The sequence below is a fragment of the Microbacterium invictum genome (assembly GCF_034421375.1).
GTDB classification, from domain to species: domain Bacteria; phylum Actinomycetota; class Actinomycetes; order Actinomycetales; family Microbacteriaceae; genus Microbacterium; species Microbacterium invictum_A.
On record NZ_CP139779.1, the window covers coordinates 246960 to 264177 of the forward strand.

13 protein-coding genes are annotated in these 17218 nt (G+C 71.0%); 6 read left to right on the top strand and 7 right to left on the bottom strand.

What is annotated here, in order from left to right:
- Positions 1 to 133 precede the first annotated feature (133 nt).
- From T9R20_RS01240 to T9R20_RS01260, 5 genes are all read left to right on the top strand, one after another.
- Entirely contained in the window at positions 134 to 2164 is a 2031-nt protein-coding gene (locus T9R20_RS01240; RefSeq protein WP_322412218.1) for a beta-galactosidase, read from the top strand.
- The gene (locus T9R20_RS01245) at positions 2161 to 3108 is read left to right on the top strand and encodes a sugar ABC transporter permease (protein WP_322410755.1); all 948 of its coding nucleotides are present in this window, start codon (positions 2161 to 2163) and stop codon (positions 3106 to 3108) included. Before T9R20_RS01240 ends, T9R20_RS01245 begins: the two co-directional genes overlap by 4 nt.
- A 14-nt stretch (positions 3109 to 3122) precedes the next feature.
- Positions 3123 to 4028 carry a carbohydrate ABC transporter permease gene (locus tag T9R20_RS01250; RefSeq protein ID WP_322412219.1) on the top strand — a complete coding sequence of 302 codons (906 nt, stop codon included), beginning with the start codon at positions 3123 to 3125 and terminating at the stop codon, positions 4026 to 4028.
- 51 nt (positions 4029 to 4079) lie between these two features.
- On the top strand, positions 4080 to 5411 hold the full coding sequence (locus T9R20_RS01255) for an extracellular solute-binding protein (RefSeq protein ID WP_322410756.1): 1332 nt from the start codon (positions 4080 to 4082) through the stop codon (positions 5409 to 5411).
- 738 nt (positions 5412 to 6149) lie between these two features.
- Entirely contained in the window at positions 6150 to 6884 is a 735-nt protein-coding gene (locus tag T9R20_RS01260) for a hypothetical protein (RefSeq protein WP_322410757.1), read from the top strand.
- 53 nt (positions 6885 to 6937) lie between these two features.
- On the opposite strand, the gene T9R20_RS01265 is transcribed toward T9R20_RS01260, so the two are convergent.
- The 6 genes from T9R20_RS01265 to T9R20_RS01290 all read right to left on the bottom strand — a co-directional run bounded on the left by T9R20_RS01265 (position 6938) and on the right by T9R20_RS01290 (position 14302).
- On the bottom strand, positions 6938 to 8644 hold the full coding sequence (locus T9R20_RS01265; RefSeq protein WP_322410758.1) for an aldehyde dehydrogenase family protein: 1707 nt from the start codon (positions 8642 to 8644) through the stop codon (positions 6938 to 6940).
- A 23-nt stretch (positions 8645 to 8667) separates the two neighbouring features.
- A complete protein-coding gene (locus tag T9R20_RS01270; protein ID WP_322410759.1) occupies positions 8668 to 10062 on the bottom strand; it encodes a kynureninase in 1395 nt (464 codons plus the stop codon).
- The gene (locus tag T9R20_RS01275; protein WP_322410760.1) at positions 10055 to 11059 is read right to left on the bottom strand and encodes a hypothetical protein; all 1005 of its coding nucleotides are present in this window, start codon (positions 11057 to 11059) and stop codon (positions 10055 to 10057) included. The genes T9R20_RS01270 and T9R20_RS01275 overlap by 8 nt, the downstream gene beginning before the upstream one ends.
- Positions 11046 to 11909, bottom strand: a complete 864-nt coding sequence (gene kynA / locus T9R20_RS01280) for a tryptophan 2,3-dioxygenase (RefSeq protein ID WP_322410761.1) — start codon at positions 11907 to 11909, stop codon at positions 11046 to 11048. Before kynA ends, T9R20_RS01275 begins: the two co-directional genes overlap by 14 nt.
- 124 nt (positions 11910 to 12033) lie before the next feature.
- Positions 12034 to 13665 (bottom strand): molybdopterin-dependent oxidoreductase, encoded by a 1632-nt coding sequence (locus T9R20_RS01285; protein WP_322410762.1) that lies wholly within the window; start codon positions 13663 to 13665, stop codon positions 12034 to 12036.
- 376 nt (positions 13666 to 14041) lie between these two features.
- Positions 14042 to 14302, bottom strand: a complete 261-nt coding sequence (locus tag T9R20_RS01290; RefSeq protein ID WP_322410763.1) for a glutaredoxin family protein — start codon at positions 14300 to 14302, stop codon at positions 14042 to 14044.
- 103 nt (positions 14303 to 14405) lie between these two features.
- On the opposite strand from T9R20_RS01290, the gene T9R20_RS01295 reads away from it, so the two are divergent.
- Positions 14406 to 15548, top strand: coding sequence for a glycosyltransferase family 2 protein (locus tag T9R20_RS01295; protein ID WP_322410764.1), 1143 nt, complete (start codon positions 14406 to 14408; stop codon positions 15546 to 15548).
- Between the two features lie 389 nt (positions 15549 to 15937).
- Here the strand turns inward: T9R20_RS01295 and T9R20_RS01300 are convergent, their stop codons facing one another.
- On the bottom strand, positions 15938 to 17110 hold the full coding sequence (locus T9R20_RS01300; protein WP_322410765.1) for a polysaccharide deacetylase family protein: 1173 nt from the start codon (positions 17108 to 17110) through the stop codon (positions 15938 to 15940).
- Between the last annotated feature and the right edge of the window lie 108 nt (positions 17111 to 17218).

Here is a 17218-nt window from a genome sequence, read left to right on the forward strand (position 1 = left end):
GTTCACAGACTCTCGACGAGGAGTTGTCGTCCGGAAAACTGTGCACGTTCACACAGCCCCTCACCTCTGGAGATCCGTGGACCACCTCGCAACGACGCTCCCCCCGCAGAGCGACGACGCGCTTCTCACCGAGATCGACGCGTCGGCGGCTCGTCCGCGCTTCGCGCACCAGGGTGTCGCCTTCGGCTGCGACTACAACCCCGAACAGTGGACGCCCGAGGTGTGGCGCGAAGACGTCACCCTGATGCGCGAAGCCGGCGTCGATCTCGTCGCCATCAACATCTTCGGGTGGTCGGCCCTGCAGGGCCCCGACGGCGCCTTCCGCTTCGACGAACTCGACGAGGTCGTCGCCCTCCTCCACGAGAACGGCATCCGGGTCAACCTCGGCACCGGCACGTCGTCTCCGCCGCCGTGGCTGAGCACGCGGCATCCCGAGATCCTGCCGGTGATGGATGACGGCACCACCCGCTACCCGGGGGGCCGCCAGGCGTGGTGCCCGAGCTCGCCGGTGTTCCGCCGCTACGCCCTCGCCCTGGTCGACGCGGTCGCCGCCCGCTACGGCGCGCACCCCGCGGTCGCCCTCTGGCACGTCTCGAACGAACTCGGCTGCCACAACGCCGAATGCCACTGCACCGAGTCGACCCGCGCCTTCCGTCGGTGGCTGCGGGCGAAGTACGCGTCGATCGACGCGCTCAACGCCGCCTGGGGCACGAGCTTCTGGAGTCAGCGCTACACCGACTTCGACGAGATCCTCACCCCGATGCGCACGGTGTCGACGAGAAACCCCGGTCAGGTGCTCGACTACCGCCGCTTCTGCAGCGACGAGGTGCTCGATTACTACCGCGCCGAGCGCGACGTCATCCGCCGGCACAGCGGCATCCCGGTCACCACCAACTTCATGGTGACCGCCCACATCGACGCCCTCGACTACTGGACATGGGCGCCCGAGATGGACGTCGTCGCCAACGACCACTACCGCGACTCCCGGCTGGCCGACCCGCTCTCCGAGCTCGCCTTCACCGCCGATCTCACCCGCGGGCTCGCCGGCGGACAGCCGTGGCTGCTGATGGAGCACTCCACCGGCGCCGTGAACTGGCAGCCGGTGAACCTCGCCAAGGCACCCGGACAGATGACCCGCGACTCGCTCTCGCACGTCGCCCGCGGTGCCGACGCCGTCTGCTTCTTCCAGTGGCGCGCGTCGCTGCAGGGGTCGGAGAAGTTCCACTCGGCCCTCCTTCCCCACGCCGGCACCGACAGCGCGCTCTGGCGCGAGGTGCGTGAGCTCGGCGCGCTCGTCAGCCGCCTCGACGAGATCGCCGGCACCACCGTGACCGCCGACGTCGCGATGCTCTTCAGCTGGGAGTCGTGGTGGGCCGCCGACGCCGAGAACCGGCCGAACCACGCGCTCGGCTACCTCGATCAGGTTCACGCGCTCTACGGCGCGCTCCGCGACCTCGGGCACACCGTCGACGTGGTCCGCCCGGGGGCCGACCTCTCGCGCTACCGCCTCGTGGTCGTTCCGGGCCTGCACCTCGTCTCCGACGCCGACGCCCGTGCGCTCGACGGCGCCGCCGCGACCGGCACCCACGTCATGGTCACTTTCTACAGCGGCATCGTCGACGAGAACGACCGGGTTCGCCCCGGGGGTCACCCCGGCGCCTGGCGCGACCTGCTCGGCGTCCGCGTCGAGGAATTCGCGCCCGTCCTCCCTGGGACCGCGGTTGCCCTCGACACCGGCGCGACGGCGACGATGTGGACCGAGCGGATGTCGGTGACCGACGCCACGGTCGTGGCGCGGTTCGCCGACGGACCGTCGGCCGGGCTCCCGGCCATCACCTGCCGAACCGGCGGATCGGCCGGCACGGGCGATGCCTGGTACCTGGCGACGCTCCTCGATCCCCCGGCGCTCCGCGAGCTGCTCGCGGCCGCGGCCGAGGCGGCGGGCGTGGTCGCCGAGCCCGGCGCGGGGCGCGGGGTCGACGTCATCCGTCGTCGCGGAGACGACCGCTCCTACCGCTTCGTCATCAACAACACCGACCAGCCCGTCGAGATCGACGCGTTCGGTGAGGATCTCGTGACCGGGAGCCGCATCACCGGAACGGTCGTCGTTCCCGCGGGGGGCGTCCGTGTCATCCGCGAGCAGCCGACAGAGGAGACGGCATGACCACTTCGCCATCCATCGCCGGCACCGCCGGCACGGTCGCGGCGCCCGACGCGCCGGTGCAGAAGCGCAAGCGACCGCGCGTGCAGAACCCGTGGGCGATCGTCGCCTTCGTGTCGCCGTTCGCGCTAGTCTTCACGCTCTTCTACGTCATTCCCATCGGCTACGCGGTCTGGCAGTCGCTGCTCGTGGTCGAGCGCGAGGGCACGTTCGGTGAGGCCCGCGAGGTCTTCGGCGGGTTCGCGCAGTACGCGCTGGTGTTCCAGAACGCCGAGTTCTGGTCATCCGTGGGTCGGGTCTTCCTCTTCGGCGTCGTGCAGGTGCCGGTCATGCTCGGACTCGCGCTGCTGTTCGCCCTGCTGCTGGACTCGCCGCTTCTGCGGGGGAAGAAGTTCTTCCGCCTGGCGTTCTTCGTCCCGTACGCGGTGCCCGGCGTCATCGCCGCCATCATGTGGGGCTTCCTCTACTCGCCGAACCTGTCGCCCTTCGAAGCGGTGACGAGCCAGGTCGACTTCCTCTCGTCCGACCTCGTGCTCTGGTCGATCGCGAACGTCGTGACGTGGGTGTTCGTCGGCTACAACATGCTGATCATCTACTCGACGCTCCTGGCGATCCCCGGCGACATCTACGAGGCGGCACGCCTCGACGGTGCGGGGCAGGCCCGGATCGCGTGGTCGATCAAGATCCCGCTCATCCGCCCGGCTCTCGTCCTCACGGGCGTGCTGTCGATCATCGGGACGCTCCAGCTGCTCGCCGAGCCGCAGACCTTTCGGGCGTTCAGCTCGGCGGTCACCAGCAGCTACACCCCGAACATGACGATCTACGCCACGAGCTCGATCCCCAACGTCTCGCTCGCGGCGGCGTTCTCGGTGGTGCTGGCGCTGGCGACCTTCGTGCTGTCGTTCACGTTCCTGCGGATCACGAGGCGGAAGGCGGCGGCGTCATGACCACGACGACCACGATGACGGCCGTCAACCCGGCGGCGTCGCGCCGCCGGCGCGGCGGGCAGGACCCGGTATCGAGAGGACCCCGCGAGGGCGTCATCCCCCGCACCGCGGCGTTCCTGGTGATGGGGGTCTTCACCCTCTACTTCCTCACCCCGATCTGGTGGCTGCTCATCGCCTCCACGAAAGACCGCGACGACCTGTTCAGCACCAACCCGCTGTGGTTCGCCGACTTCCGGTTCTTCGAGAACGTCGGCGCTCTCGTCGCCTACCGCGACGGGGTGTACCTCCGGTGGCTGCTGAACAGCCTGCTGTACGCCGGGGTCGGCGCCGTGGTGGCGACCCTGCTGGCCTCGATGTGCGGGTACGCGCTGGCGAAGTACCGGTTCCCGGGCCGCGAGACGCTTTTCAACGTCGTCCTCGGTGGGGTGCTCGTTCCCGCCACCGCGCTGGCGCTCCCGCTGTTCCTGCTGTTCAGCCAGGTGCAGCTGACGAACACCTTCTGGGCGGTGTTCCTCCCGAGCATCGTCAGCCCGTTCGGTGTCTATCTGAGCCGCGTCTTCGCCGAGGCATCCGTTCCCGACGAACTGCTCGAGGCGAGCCGCCTGGATGGCGCGGGCGAGATCCGCACCTTCTTCACGGTGTCGATCCGCCTGATGTTCCCGGCGCTGGTGACGGTCTTCCTCTTCCAGTTCGTCTCCATCTGGAACAACTTCTTCCTGCCGCTGATCATGCTGCGCAGCGAAGAGCTGTTCCCGGTGACCTACGGCCTCTACGCCTGGAACTCCACGATCAACCAGTTCCCCGAGCTGCGCACCTTCGTGCTCGTCGGGTCGCTGCTGTCGATCGTCCCCCTGATCATCACGTTCCTGCTGCTTCAGCGGTATTGGCGCACGGGCCTCGGCACCGGCGCGCTGAAGTAACACCCCCCGCCCGGGCAGCAACCCGGGCACCACCACCGAGAGAAGGAAACAATGCGTTCAGCGAAACGAGCGGCCGCCGCAGCCCTGCTCACCGTGTCCGCGCTCGCCGTCGCCGGCTGTGCGGCCGGCGGAGGCTCGGGCAGTGGAGGCGACGCCGCCTCCTGCGAGCCGGCCGGCGAGGATGTCACCCTCACGTTCACCTCGTGGATCCCCGGCATCGAAGATGCCGTCGCGATGTGGAACGAAGAGAACCCCGACATCCAGGTCGAGGTGCAGACGGGCCCGTCGGGCAACGCCGGCACCTACCAGAACTTCTTCAACCAGCTCGAGGCCGGCAACGCCCCCGACCTCGGCCAGATCGAGTACGACGCCTTGCCGAACTTCCGCGTGCAGGACGGACTCGTCGACCTCGGCGCGTGCGAGGACGTGCTCGCCGCCGAGGACCAGTTCCTCGACTGGACCTGGGGCCAGGTCACCCTCGGCACCGAGGACGAGGTCTACGGCATCCCGCAGGACCAGGGCCCGATGGCGCTGTTCTACCGCAGCGACCTGTTCGAGCAGAACGGCATCCCCGTCCCCACCACGTGGGAGGAGTACCGCGAGGCGGCAGTGCAGATCCGCGAGCTCGGCGGCTACATCACCAACTTCTCCGACAGCGACATCAACCAGTTCGCCGGCTTCGTCTGGCAGGCCGGCGGTCAGTGGTTCGAGAACGACGGCGACGCCTGGACGGTGAACCTCACCGGCGAGGAGTCGACGACGGTCGCCGACTACTGGCAGGACCTCATCGAGAACGATCTCGTCTCGACCTACCCCGCGTGGACCGACGAGTGGAACAACGCCTACAACTCCGGCGAGGTCTGGACGTGGAACTCGGCCGTGTGGGGTGCGAACTCCATCCTCTCGGGTGCCCCCGACACCTCCGGCAACTGGTCGGTGGCCCTGGCCCCGCAGTGGAACGCCGGTGACGAGAAGGCCGGCAACTGGGGCGGCTCGTCCATCGCGGTGTTCAACGGCACCGACCACCTCTACGAGGCGGCGAAGTTCGCGCTGTGGCTGAACACCTCGGAAGAGGCGCTCACCTCGCTGAACGAGACCGCGCAGATCTACCCGGCCACGACGGCCGGCCTCGAGCTGCCGGTGCTGCAGGAGGGTGTGGAGTTCTACGGCGGCCAGCCCATCTACGACGTGTTCGCCCAGGCCGCGACCCAGGTCGACCCCAACTTCACCTGGGGCCCGACCATGACGCAGACCTACGGTGACGTCTCCGACGGCTTCAAGGCCGCCGCACAGGGCAACGGCACGCTGCTCGAGGCGCTCGAGGAGGGCCAGGCGGCCACGGTCTCGACGCTCGAGGCGCAGTCGATCCCCGTCGCGGAGTAATGCGCGCCGACCCCGGCGCGGTGTGATCCGCGCCGGGGGCCGGGGCCCCTCTCGCCGGGGCCCCTCTCGCCGGGGGCCCCGGCCCGACGAGCCCACCCTTTCCCCCACGTCGCCCGTCCTCTCGCGAGGACGCCGCGCCCGACCTCGAGCCCACCCCCCCGACGCCGTCCCCGCGCGACCCGCGCCGGGCGCGCGCCGGGCGGGATCGGGCTGGAGCTCTTTCGAGAAGGTGGCGCGAATGGCGGGCTTCGTGTGCGCAAGGTCGCCATTTGCGTCACCTTCGTCGGCAGCCGGATGCCGCGGAGCGGCGAGGTGGCGAAGCTGGTCGCCGTCACCCGCTGCCGGCGACCATCTGGGCCACCCGGTTCGGGCGGATCGATCGGGGTGGCGCTATTGGTCGGGGGTGTCACCGGTCGGCGACCAGTTGTGCCACCGCGATTCGAGTCCGGTGATCGGGGTGGCGCTATTGGTCGGGGGTGGCACCGGTCGGCGACCAGTTGTGCCACCGCGATTCGAGTCCGGTGATCGAGGTGGCGTGACTGGTCGGGGGTGGCGTCGATGGGACGCCCATTTGGGCCACCGCGATCCGCCCGAGTCGATCCGGGTGGCGCCTTCTGTCGGGGTGGCGCCTTCTGTCGGGGTGGCGCGTTTGGTCGGGGGTGGCGTCGAGGGGCGCGGCTGCGAACCCGCTCGCGCAACCCCGGGCTTCGGGGCACCCCGGCCGGGCAGAATGACCCCATGAGGTTCGTTCGCGCAGGACTGTACCTGGTGCAGGCGATCGTCGTCGGCGTCGTGATCACGCTGACCGGCATGCCCGCCACCGGCGAGGTGACGGCGCGCCTGGGGGGAACGGATGTCGCGATCGCGACCGTCCACGCCGGGTGGGCCACCGTGGTGCTCCTCGCCTTCGGCGCACTCGTCGACGCCGCCGTGGCGCGGGTCGAGCCCCTCGCCACGCGCGCGCGCCTGGTCACCTGGATCGGCTGGTCGCAGCTGTCGGGCGTCGCGGTGTTCCTCATCGCCCAGCTGAACAGCATCACCGAGCTGACGACCCTCGTCGCGCTCTATGCCCTCACCGCGGGCGCGGTGATGCTGCTCGCCCTCGACGGCGCTCTCGTCGCCCCGCGCCTCGAGCTCCCGGCGCCGCCCCGCGATGGCCGCGCGCCCGGGGACGCCGCCGACGCCCCCGCCACGACCCGCGGCATCCGGGGTCTCCGTCGCCCCGCGGCGCTCGCCGCCGTCATCGGCATCGTGCCCTGGGGGCTCATCGCATTCGCGCAGATCGGCGCGGGCCTCGTCGGCGGCGATCCGATCGGACTCGCGACGCGCATCGTCACGCTCGTCGTGCTCGCGCTGTCGATCGCGGTGTGGTTCCGGGGCTGGTTCCGCCCCGCGGACGCCGACGCTCCCGGCATCCTTCCCCTTATCGCGACGACCGCGCTCGCCTGGGGGGTGGTACTCGCCGCCGGCTGAGCCCGACCGGCTCACGACACCGCGCCTGAGCCCGCCGGCTCACGACACCGCGACTAGGCCCGGAACGCCCGCAGCATCGTCTTCGCCAGCGCCGGCCACCGCCGGTGCATGCGGAACCGCGTGAACCCCTCGCTGACGGTCGCGCCGGTTCGCGACGAGACGAACCACGGCGGCTTCGGCAGCACCGAAAAGCGGCCGCCGCGCACGAGCGCCGAGAGCGACCGTGGGAACGGCCGGAACGGACCGCGCGCGACCGACCGCTCCACGTCGTCGAGGAGCAGCGCGTTGTGCACGATGCCGATGCCGCTCCCTACGTCCTGCAGGGTTCCGCCGGGGAAGGCGCTCCACGTGAGGGTGGGGGTGAGGAAGACGAACGCCGTCCAGGCGTTGATCGCGATCGCGCCGTACCGCAGGTCGGCTAGCGCGCGTTCGACGCCGTCGCCGAGAGCCGCCTCGGTCGCCGGGTCGATCAGGATGTTCGCCCCCAGCGACCCGGTCAGCCGCTCGTTCGCGTGCGCGACCGCGGCGTCGAGGAACTGCTGGCCGACGCCGGGGAGCGAGATGACTCCGAGGACCGGTGCGAAGTACTCCGTCTCCTCGATCGGTCCGGGCACGACGCCCGCCTCCGTCTGCACCAGCAGCCGGGTGCCGTCGGCGCACCACAGCGCGTCGGGGTACGCCGCCGCGGCGGCATCCATCCGCTCCGCACTGCCGGGGTACCAGGACGTCCGGGTCGGCGCGCGGTCGTACGCGCCCCGCAGCGCGGCGAGGAACTGCCCGCGCTGCGGCCAGTCGCGGCTGATGAGCACGACCTGGCCGGCGATGCAGTTGTGCCCGGCGTTCTGCAGGCGCATGGTCGCGATGTGCTCGGCCTGGAAGCGGATGTCGGCAGCCGACCATTCGCCGGGTACGACGATGATCGGCGAGACCCCGCCGAGTTCTGCGGTGATCGGCTTCTTCAGCGCGGGCCTGTTCTCGCGACGGCGGCGACGGGCCTGCGGCCCGTCGCCCCACACGATCCGCTCGAAGGTCGCCGCAGAGCCGGTGATGTGCACGTGGTCGATGCCGCGGTGCGTCGTGAGAGCGGCGCCCACCTCGGGTCCGCCGGCGATCACGCGGAGGAATCCCGGTTCGATCAGCGGCGCGAGCGCGCGGGTGAAGACCGGCAGCAGCGCCTCCTGCGTCGGGTTGAGCTTCAGCATCACGACCCGGTTGTGGGCGAACAGCTCGTAGAGCACGTCGGCGACCGGGATCGACGTCACGTTGCCGGCGCCGAGCACGAGACCGACGCCGCCGGGGGTTCCGGGGGAGCGCTGGGCGAGACCTGCCCTTTCCCGGGCCTCGGCCTCGGTGACCCCCGGCTTGAGCCACACCTCGCCGGTGAAGCCCGACAGCAGCACGGAGTCGATCGGGCGGAGCGGAAAGGCGGCCACCCGTACCCGCCCCCCGGGCGCGGAGCCGACTCGCACCCCGTCGAGCGGATTGCCGCCTCCTGCCAACCGGTGGAGGGTCGCGGTCAGCGCGTCGACGAGTTCGATCGCGCCGTAGGGACCCGACAGCCACTCCTCGCCGCGGAGCGGGTGCCCGGGATCGAGACCCTTCGACTGTGCTGCCGCGGCGGCCCAGTCGGGCGCGGTGTCGCTCATGGTTGCGTGCACCCGGCCGAGGAGGCGGGCGCGCTGCGACAGGGTCAGCGCGGTCCAGGCGCGCGATCCCTCGCGCAGGTCGTCGAGGGCGACGTCGATGTCAGGTGCCGGCACGCGCCCAGCCTAGGTGGTGCGATCTACGGCGTGGCACCGGTGGGCGCCGCGGCGCCATTCCCGCCATCACGACCGCCGTCCGCACCGCCGTCGCCGTCGCCACCGACATCACCGACACCGTCGTCGCCGCCACCACCACCGCGACCGTCCCCGCCGTCGCCACCCAGCACCCGGAGCGCGTCGGCGACGGCACGCATGCCGACGAGGGTCTCGGCGAAGCTCGTCGACAGCGGCGACAGACCGATGCGCAGGCCCCCGGGATCGCGGTAGTCGGGGATGACGTCGTTCTGCCAGAGCCGCGCCGTCACGGCGCGCATCTGCGGATGCCGCAGCGTCACGTGACCGCCCCGCTCGGCCGCGTCGCGCGGCGACCCGAGGGTCACGCCGAAGGGTCCGAGCAGGTCGTCGGCGAGGTCGACGGCGAAGCCGGTGAGCGCGCGCGACTTCTCGCGGATCTGCCCCATCCCCGCCTCGTCGATCATCGCCAGGGTGTCCTGCATCGCGAGCATCCCGACGATCGGCGGGGTTCCGGAGAGAAACCGGCCCATGCCCGCGGCGGGCTCGTAGCGCGGCCCCATCGAGAAGACGTCGGCGGCGCCCATCCACCCCTGGATCGGCTGGGTGAGCGCGGACTGCAGCCGCGTCGCGACGTACGCGAAGGCCGGTGACCCCGGCCCACCGTTCAAGTACTTGTACGTGCAGCCGACCGCCAGGTCGGCGCCCCACGCGTCGAGCTCGACCGGCACCGACCCCGCCGAGTGGCAGACATCCCAGAGCAGCAATGCACCGGCGTCGCGGGCGACCGCGGTGAGCGCCGGCGCATCGGCCAGGTGTCCCGAGCGGTAGGCCACGTGCGACAGCACGACGAGCGCGGTCGCCGGCCCCACGACGGCGCGCAGCTGGTCGGGAGTGACCCCGGCGGCGGTGTCGACCTCGATCCATCGGATCGTCGCGCCCCGCTCAGCGGCGATCCCCTCGACGAGGAACCGGTCGGTGGGGAAGTTGTCGGTGTCGATCACGATCTCCACCCGGGCGGGGTCGCGTCGGCGCTGGTGGTCGACGGCGGCGCGCATCAGCTTGTACAGCAGCACCGTGGTCGAATCGCCCACGACGGTCTGTCCCGCAGCGGCCCCCAGGGTGACCCGGCCGATCTCATCGCCCACGGCGTAGGGGAGGCGCATCCACGACTCGTCCCAGCCGCGGATCAGTCGCCCGCCCCACTCGTCGGCGACGAAGCGGGCGAGGCGCTCGGCGGTCGCCCGCGGCGGCCGGCCGAGCGAGTTGCCGTCGAAGTAGACCAGCGACGTCTCGGCTCCGACGAACCGGTCGCGGAACTCACGCAGGGGGTCGGCGGCGTCGAGGGCGGATGCCGCGGCATCCCAGTCCTGCGCGCCGGCACGTGAGCGGGGGTCAGTCATGAGCGTCCTCACCGTCGTCGTCATCGAAGAGCACGTCCTCGGCCGGTACGACACGGGCCGAGGCGAGCCAGTCGGCGAGTGCGACGGGGTCGGTCTCTCCGTCGAGCCCGGGGGGTCGCCCGCGCAGGAACGTGCGCACCGCCGGGAGTGGAGCGGCGACCGGCCAGGGGTCGGTCAGCGCGGCGACGAGCGCGGGGCCGTCGCAGCCGGCGGCGATCAGGGCGCGGAGCTCCCGCGGGTTCACCCCCAGCGGCAGGTCGCCGTTGCCGAGGTCGGTGCCGTAGACGACCCGGCCTCCCGCCGCGCGGAACGCGCGGAGGTTCGCGCGGGCCGTCGCGGCGGCGGGCGGGTCGTCCCGGTGGATGTCGAGGGTCGAGATCCACACCTGCGCGGCGGCCGCGCGGGCGATGAGGTCGTCGTCGAGCTGCTCGCTGAAGGGTGTGTGCGCGAGGGCGTCGACTCCGGCGTCGAGGGCGCGCCGCGTCATCCCGTCACCTTCGACGTGCGCGACGACGGCGAGCCCTGAGGCATGCGCCGTGTCGACGATCACCGCGACGGCGTCCTCGGGGAGCGGGCGGTCGTGGTGCAGGACGATCTTGATGACGGATGCCCCGGCGAGCCGCTGCTCGTCCACCGCCGTCGCCGCGCCCCCGGGCCGCCCGATCAGCGATGAGGCGTCGGTGATCTGGCGCACGATCGCGGGAGGCGCCCACTCGCGCCCGGCGGGATAGCCGCCGAGGGTGGTGAGGAAAGCGCCGGCGTAGGTCACGTGCGGAAGCGCGCCGGCGGGTCGGGCGGCGAGGATCGCGGGGTCGCCGCCGAGGTCGACCACCGCCGCGACCCCGCCGAGCGGAAGCCGCTCGCCATCGACGAGGTGGAGGTGCACGTGGTGGTCGACGAACGCGGGGAGCGACACCCCTCGCTCGTCGGTGAGGGCGCGACGGACGGGTGCGGCATCCGGTCCGAGCAGGGCGCGGAGCGCCTCAGGATGCCGCATCGGGCACCTCGGTGCGCACGGCCCAGAGCTCGGGGAAGAAGGTGAGGTCCAGCGCGCGGCGGAGGAAGGGCACGCCGCTGGATCCCCCCGTCCCGGTCTTGCCGCCGATGATCCGCTCGACGGTCTTCAGGTGGCGGAAGCGCCAGAACTGGAAGTTCTCCTCCAGGTCGACGAGCTCTTCGCACGTTTCGTATGCCGCCCAGTGCGCCCCGGTGTCGGCGTAGATGGACGTGAAGACCGGCACGAGTTCGGGGGTGAAGGTCCACGCCTGGGTGACGTCGCGGTCGAGGACCTCGCTCGGGATCTCGTAGCCGGTGCGGGCGAGGAGGCGGAGGAACTCGTCGTAGAGACTCGGCTGCTCGAGCGCCGTGCGGACCAGCTCGTGAGCGACCGGGTCGGCGTCGAACACCTTCAGGACCGCGGCGTTCTTGTTTCCGAGGGTGAACTCCACGGCGCGGTACTGCGCGGACTGGAAGCCGCTCGCCTTGCCGAGGACACTTCGGAACTGGGCGTACTCGGTCGGAGTGAGGGTCGCCAGCACCGACCACTGCTCCGTCAGGGTGCGCTGGATGTGCTTGACCCTCGCGATGCACTTCAGGGCGGGGGCGAGCTCGTCCCCGCGCAGCAGCCGGCACGCCTCGGCGAGCTCGTGCAGGACGAGCTTCAGCCACAGCTCGGTGGTCTGGTGCTGCACGATGAACAGAAGCTCGTCGTGGTGCTCGGGATCGCTGAGCGGCAGCTGCGCCGACAGCAGGGTGGGAAGTTGCAGGTAGCCGCCGTAGCTCATCCGGTCGGAGAAGTCGGTCTCGACCGTGGGCTCCAGGGGTCGGGTGTTGCGCTCGACCGTCACCCGGTCAGCCTAACCAGTCGCGGGCGAAGCGCCGGAGGAGGACGGCGGGCGGGTCGGTCGGGGCGGGCTGCCGTACGTCGGGCGGCGCGGGCTGCGGTGCGTCGGGCGGGGCGGGTCGGGCGGTTCACCGGACGGTGACCAGCACCCGCTGCCATCCCGTCGATCCGTCGGGTGCGATGGGCGCCCGCTCCTGGATCTGCGTCTCGCCGTCGCGGTTGACCGCGCGGACGGCGATGTAGTGCGTGCCGCCCGGGGCGTCCCAGTCGAGGAACCACTGCACCCAGGTGTCGTCATTGATCGGCGTCGACAGGGTCGCCTGCTGCCAGGGGCCGTCGTCGATGCTCACCTCTACGCGCTCGATGCCGACGGTCTGGGCCCAGGCCATACCGGCGATCGGGGTGCGGCCCGCGGGGATCGGCGTCCCCGCGCGCGGGGTGTCGATGCGCGACGAGAACTTGATCGGTGCCTCCGCGCCGTAACCGCGCGGGGTCCAGTAGGCCTCGTCCTGGGCGAAGGTCGTGACGGTCAGCTGGGTCAGCCACTTCGTCGCCGAGACGTAGCCGTAGAGGCCGGGCACCACCATCCGCACCGGGAAGCCGTGGTCGAACGGAAGCGGCTCGCCGTTCATGCCCACGGCGAGGATCGCGTCGATGCCATCGTCGGTGACCGCGCTCAGCGGGGTGGACGCGGTGTAGCCGTCGACGCTGCGCGAGAGCACCATGTCGGCTCCCGCCTGAGGCCCGGCCATGCGCAGCACGTCGCGCAGCGGCACGCCCAGCCACACCGCGTTGCCGACGAGGCCGCCCCCGACCTCGTTCGAGACGCACGTCAGGGTGACGGCGTACTCGTCCAGGCCCATGCCCACGAGGTCGTCGAAGGTCAGCTCGACGGGGGTGTCGACCATGCCGTCGATGCGCAGCCGCCAGGTGGTGGGGTCGACGGAGGGAACGGTGAGGGCGGTGTCGACGCGGTAGAAGTCGTCGTTCGGGGTGATGAGCGGAGTGAGGCCGGGGATGTCGAAGCTCGCCCCGTCGGGGATTGTCACCGTGGTTCGCGGGGCCGGGAGGGCCAGCTCTTCGCGGATGGCCGAGAGCGACGAGGTCGCGGCGTTGACGACCCGCGAGCCCGCGCCGACGACGACGGCGCCCGCGGCGGTGAGGAGGCTCGCGCGGAGGAACGAGCGGCGACCGACCGATGCGGGGGTGTCCGCCGCGGCGGCGGGCGTCGGTGCGCCGGTGGTGGGTGCGGTCGTGGTCGCAGGTGCGGTCGCTCGCGGCGCGCGCCACCGGCGGAGGCGATTGATGAGCAGGATGAGGGCGAGGACGCCCACGATCATTCCCGCGAGGGGCGGGAGGACGCTCAGCGGAGTCGCGCCGGCGCGGGTGAGTGTCGCGGCACCCGACAGGATGCCCGCGATCGCGAGGGCGATAACGCCGAGCGGGGGCCGGACGTACTGCAGGATGCCCGCCACGGCTGCTGCGACGACCACGCCGAACCCGATCCCGATCAGCAGAACGACCTTGTCGGCGTCGCCGAAGGTCGAGATCGCGAACTCCTTGACCGGCTGCGGGACGATATCGATGAGGAACGACCCCACCGCGAGGATCGGGCTCGCGCTGCGCGCCACGATGAGGGCGACGAGTTCGGCGGCGGCGAGGAACGCGGCCGCGGCGATGATCCCGGATGCCGCGGCCCACCCGATCGGGCGGCGTGCGGTCTTGGAGGTGGTCGGGTTTCCTCCGCTGGTGGGGTTCACCTCACTTGTTCGTCGCGGGGCGGGGATCGGATGGTGCGGCAGCGGTCTCTCGGCTCAGGATCGAGGTGTCACGAGTGGTCGCGCTCCGCGCCTGAGGGCGACCACTCGTGCCACCTCGATGCGGCGCGCAGACTCCGTGTGGCGGGGATGGTCGCGTGTCGCGCCTGCGGGCGACCATTCGTGCCACATCGATGCGGCGTGCGAGATCCGTGTGGCGGAAGTCGTCGCGCCCCGCGCCTGCGGGCGACCATTGGTGCCACCAGGCCGCGGTGCGCAAGATCCGTGTGGCGGGAAGTGGTCGCGCTCGAGGTCGGACGGCGACCGTTCGTGTCACCTCGATCTGTCGCGCCGCGGCTGTGATCCCGGGCGCTGCGCGTCAGACGAGCGCGAGCTCGCGGAGCTTGGCCTCGACGTCGGCGTTCGAGGGCTCGACGTGGTGCGACGCGTCGGGGTAGACCACGACGGGGATGTTCGTCCGACCCGAGATCTCGCGCGCGACATCGGCGGCTTCGGGTGTCGCGACGAGATCGACGTAGGTGTAGGCGACGCCGAGCTCATCGAGCTGCTTCTTGGTGCGGATGCAGTCGCGGCACCAGTCCGCGCCGAACATGGTGATGGGGGTGGCGTTGTCGGTCATCCGTCAATCCTTTCGTGCCGACCATGGACAACACCTGAGCGGCCCCGACGCATTCCCCCAGGCGCGCGCAGGCCCCCGGCTGATCGTGCGACGATGGTCGGCAGTGCAGCTCTCGATCATCGTCCCGACCTTCAATGAGGCTCCGAACATCCCGGAGCTGGTCGCGCGCGTCTCGGCGGCCGTCGAGGGCATCGATGCCGAGATCATCGTGGTCGACGACAGCACCGACGACACGCCCGCCGTGGTCGAGACGGTCGCCGCCACCGCGCCGATCCCCGTCCGTCTGATCCATCGCGCGAAGCGCACCGGCGGTCTCGGCGGGGCGGTCATGGCCGGCATGGAGGCTGCGGCCGCAGATGCGTGCCTGGTGATGGACGCCGATCTGCAGCATCCGCCCGAGAAGATCCCCGAGCTCTATCGACGCTTCATCGAGGGCGACGTCGACGTGGTCATCGCCTCGCGCTACGCCGGCGGCGGCACCTCCGGCGGTCTCGCCGACCGCACCCGCGTGCTCGTCTCGAGCGCGTCGACCGCGCTGACCAAGGCGATGTTCCCCATCCGGCTGCACGAGGTCACCGACCCGATGACGGGGTTCTTCCTCATCGATCGCCGCGCCGTCGACCCGTCGACGCTGATGCCGCGCGGGTTCAAGATCCTGCTCGAGATCCTCGCGCGGCGCTCGCTGCGCATCGCCGAGGTGCCCTTCGATTTCGCCGAGCGCCATGCCGGCCGGTCGAAGGCGTCGTTCCGTCAGGGCCTGCACTTCCTCGCCCAGCTCACGGCGCTGCGCTTCGGCAAGATGTCGCTGTTCGCCCTCATCGGCGGGCTCGGGGCGGTGGCGAACCTCGCGATCATGTGGGTGCTGATCCAGTTCGGCGTCGGATACATCGTCGCAGCGGTCATCGCCGCCGAAGCGACGATCATCGGCAACTTCGTGCTGCAGGAGCGCTTCGTCTTCCACGACATGAAGCACCAGGCATCCGGGGTCTGGTCCCGTTTCGCCAAGTCGTTCGCGTTCAACAACACCGAGGCGCTGATCCGCATCCCGGTCATCGCCCTGCTCGTGGAGACCTGGCACATCTCGAGCGTGATCGCCGCCGGGATGACGCTTGTCGTGGCCTTCCTTGTGCGTTTCATGTTCCATTCGCTGGTCGTCTACGCACCTCGCCGTGCGGGAGCCCCGAGCCGTGCACGCCAGCTCGTCGATGAGCTCGACGCGCAAGCGATGTCGCCCGGCGAGCTCTGAGCGGGGGCGCATCCCGCGCGTCGCGTTCGCGCTGCCCCGTTCGCGCTGTCCCGTTCGCCCTGCCGCCCTGCCCTGCCGCCCCGCGGCACTGTCGCCCTGTCGCCCGCGTCACGCGCTCGCGCTCGCGCGGGAGATCTACGCTCGAGCGGATCGATCGTGCCGCTCGCATCCGCGTGAGCGCAGAAATCCGCGTCAGCGCGAAAACGAAGAGCGCGCCCGCGTCACGCGCTCGCGCCACGCGCTCGCGCCACGCGCTCGCGCCACGCGCTCGCGCGGAGATCCACGCTCCCGCGGATCGATCGCGCGCAAAAATCCGCGTGAGTGCAGATGTCCGCGGGAGTGTGAACAGCAGAGACGCACGTGGTCTCGAGGGAACCCGAAAACCCTGCTCAGCCGATGAGGTTCACCAGCGCATCCAGACCCATCCCGTAGTTGATGCGGATGGTCGGGAGAGCGAGTTTGTCCGTGCCGATCGTGACGTATCCCGGCTCGATGGTGCGCGCCATCTCGAAGCCCGCCTGGCGCAGGCCCTCCTTCGCGGTCTCGTTGTAGTGACCGAAGGGGTAGGCCATGACCTCCTTGGCCCCGAGAATCTGAGCGGATGTCTCCATGTCGGCCACGATCTCGGAAACGGCGTAGTTCGTGATCCGCCCATCGCCGTTCGCCCCGGCCTCGTGCATGTCGTGCGTGTGCGAGCGCTGCAGCACCCACGGCGACGGGGCTCCGTCCTGACGCCACCGGGTGATCACGAACGAGGTCGTGAGCAGCTGGTACTTGTCGACGACGGGCACGGCCAGGTAGAGCCAGGTCTGGTGCGCATCATCGTCGGTGATGATCACCGACCGGTTCGGCAGCCACAGCCGCCCGTCGATGAAAGCGCTCAGCTCATCCCAGGTCGGCAGGTAGAACCCGCCGGTGGCGATGTGGTTCATGTGCGCGTCGAAGTCGCCGATGTATGCGTAGTTGCCCCGCAGCCACCCGCTCTCGCCCTCGGGGTTGGTGGTGAACTGGTGGTACATCAGGATGGGGATGCGCGCGTCCTCCGCGGCGTTCTCCTCGGGGGTCTTCCACGCCGCGTAGAGCGTCACCTGCCTGTCGGTGCACGCGACCATCTCCGATCCGTTCACCCGCGCCGGCACGTTGTACGCGCCGGCATCCTCGGGGGTCGCGTACCACCCGGCGAAGACCGCGCCGTCGAGGCCCGGGATCGGAAGCCCGGCGTACAGCGCCCCCTGCATCTGGAGCACCGGCGCCTGGTCGACACCGTCGCCCGAGAAGCTGATCGCGCACGCGTTGGGGTCGTCGGTGCTCGCGAGCAGCGTCTCGACGGGGGTGAGCGGCGTGGCTTCGGGCGCCGGCTCCGCCGACGTCTCGGGCGCGGTCGACGCGTCGGCGTCGGCGTCGGCTGCGGGCGCCGGAGCAGTCCGGGTGAGTGCCGCGATCGTGACGGTGGCGACGAGGATGACCACGAGCACGGTGGCCGCGATCGTCGCGACCAGGCGCCTCCGGCGCCGCACCCGCGCGCTGGCGCGCCGCCTCCCCGATCGGCCACCGTGCGACATCGCGCGCCCCCTCCATGGCGCCCCCGCGCCGAAGGCATCGTAGCGGCTTCCTGCCCGCGTCATCGGTAGCGCTCGGCCGAAGGATCCGCGTCGTGATGCCGCCTCCGA

Excerpts from the sequence above, each read along its gene's own strand:
- T9R20_RS01245 (WP_322410755.1), top strand. The coding sequence starts at position 2,161 with ATGACCACTTCGCCATCCATCGCCGGCACCGCCGGCACGGTCGCGGCG.
- T9R20_RS01250 (WP_322412219.1), top strand. The coding sequence starts at position 3,123 with ATGACGGCCGTCAACCCGGCGGCGTCGCGCCGCCGGCGCGGCGGGCAG.
- T9R20_RS01255 (WP_322410756.1), top strand. The coding sequence starts at position 4,080 with ATGCGTTCAGCGAAACGAGCGGCCGCCGCAGCCCTGCTCACCGTGTCC.
- T9R20_RS01260 (WP_322410757.1), top strand. The coding sequence starts at position 6,150 with ATGAGGTTCGTTCGCGCAGGACTGTACCTGGTGCAGGCGATCGTCGTC.
- T9R20_RS01270 (WP_322410759.1), bottom strand. The coding sequence starts at position 10,062 with ATGACTGACCCCCGCTCACGTGCCGGCGCGCAGGACTGGGATGCCGCG.
- T9R20_RS01275 (WP_322410760.1), bottom strand. The coding sequence starts at position 11,059 with ATGCGGCATCCTGAGGCGCTCCGCGCCCTGCTCGGACCGGATGCCGCA.
- T9R20_RS01290 (WP_322410763.1), bottom strand. The coding sequence starts at position 14,302 with ATGACCGACAACGCCACCCCCATCACCATGTTCGGCGCGGACTGGTGC.
- T9R20_RS01300 (WP_322410765.1), bottom strand. The coding sequence starts at position 17,110 with ATGTCGCACGGTGGCCGATCGGGGAGGCGGCGCGCCAGCGCGCGGGTG.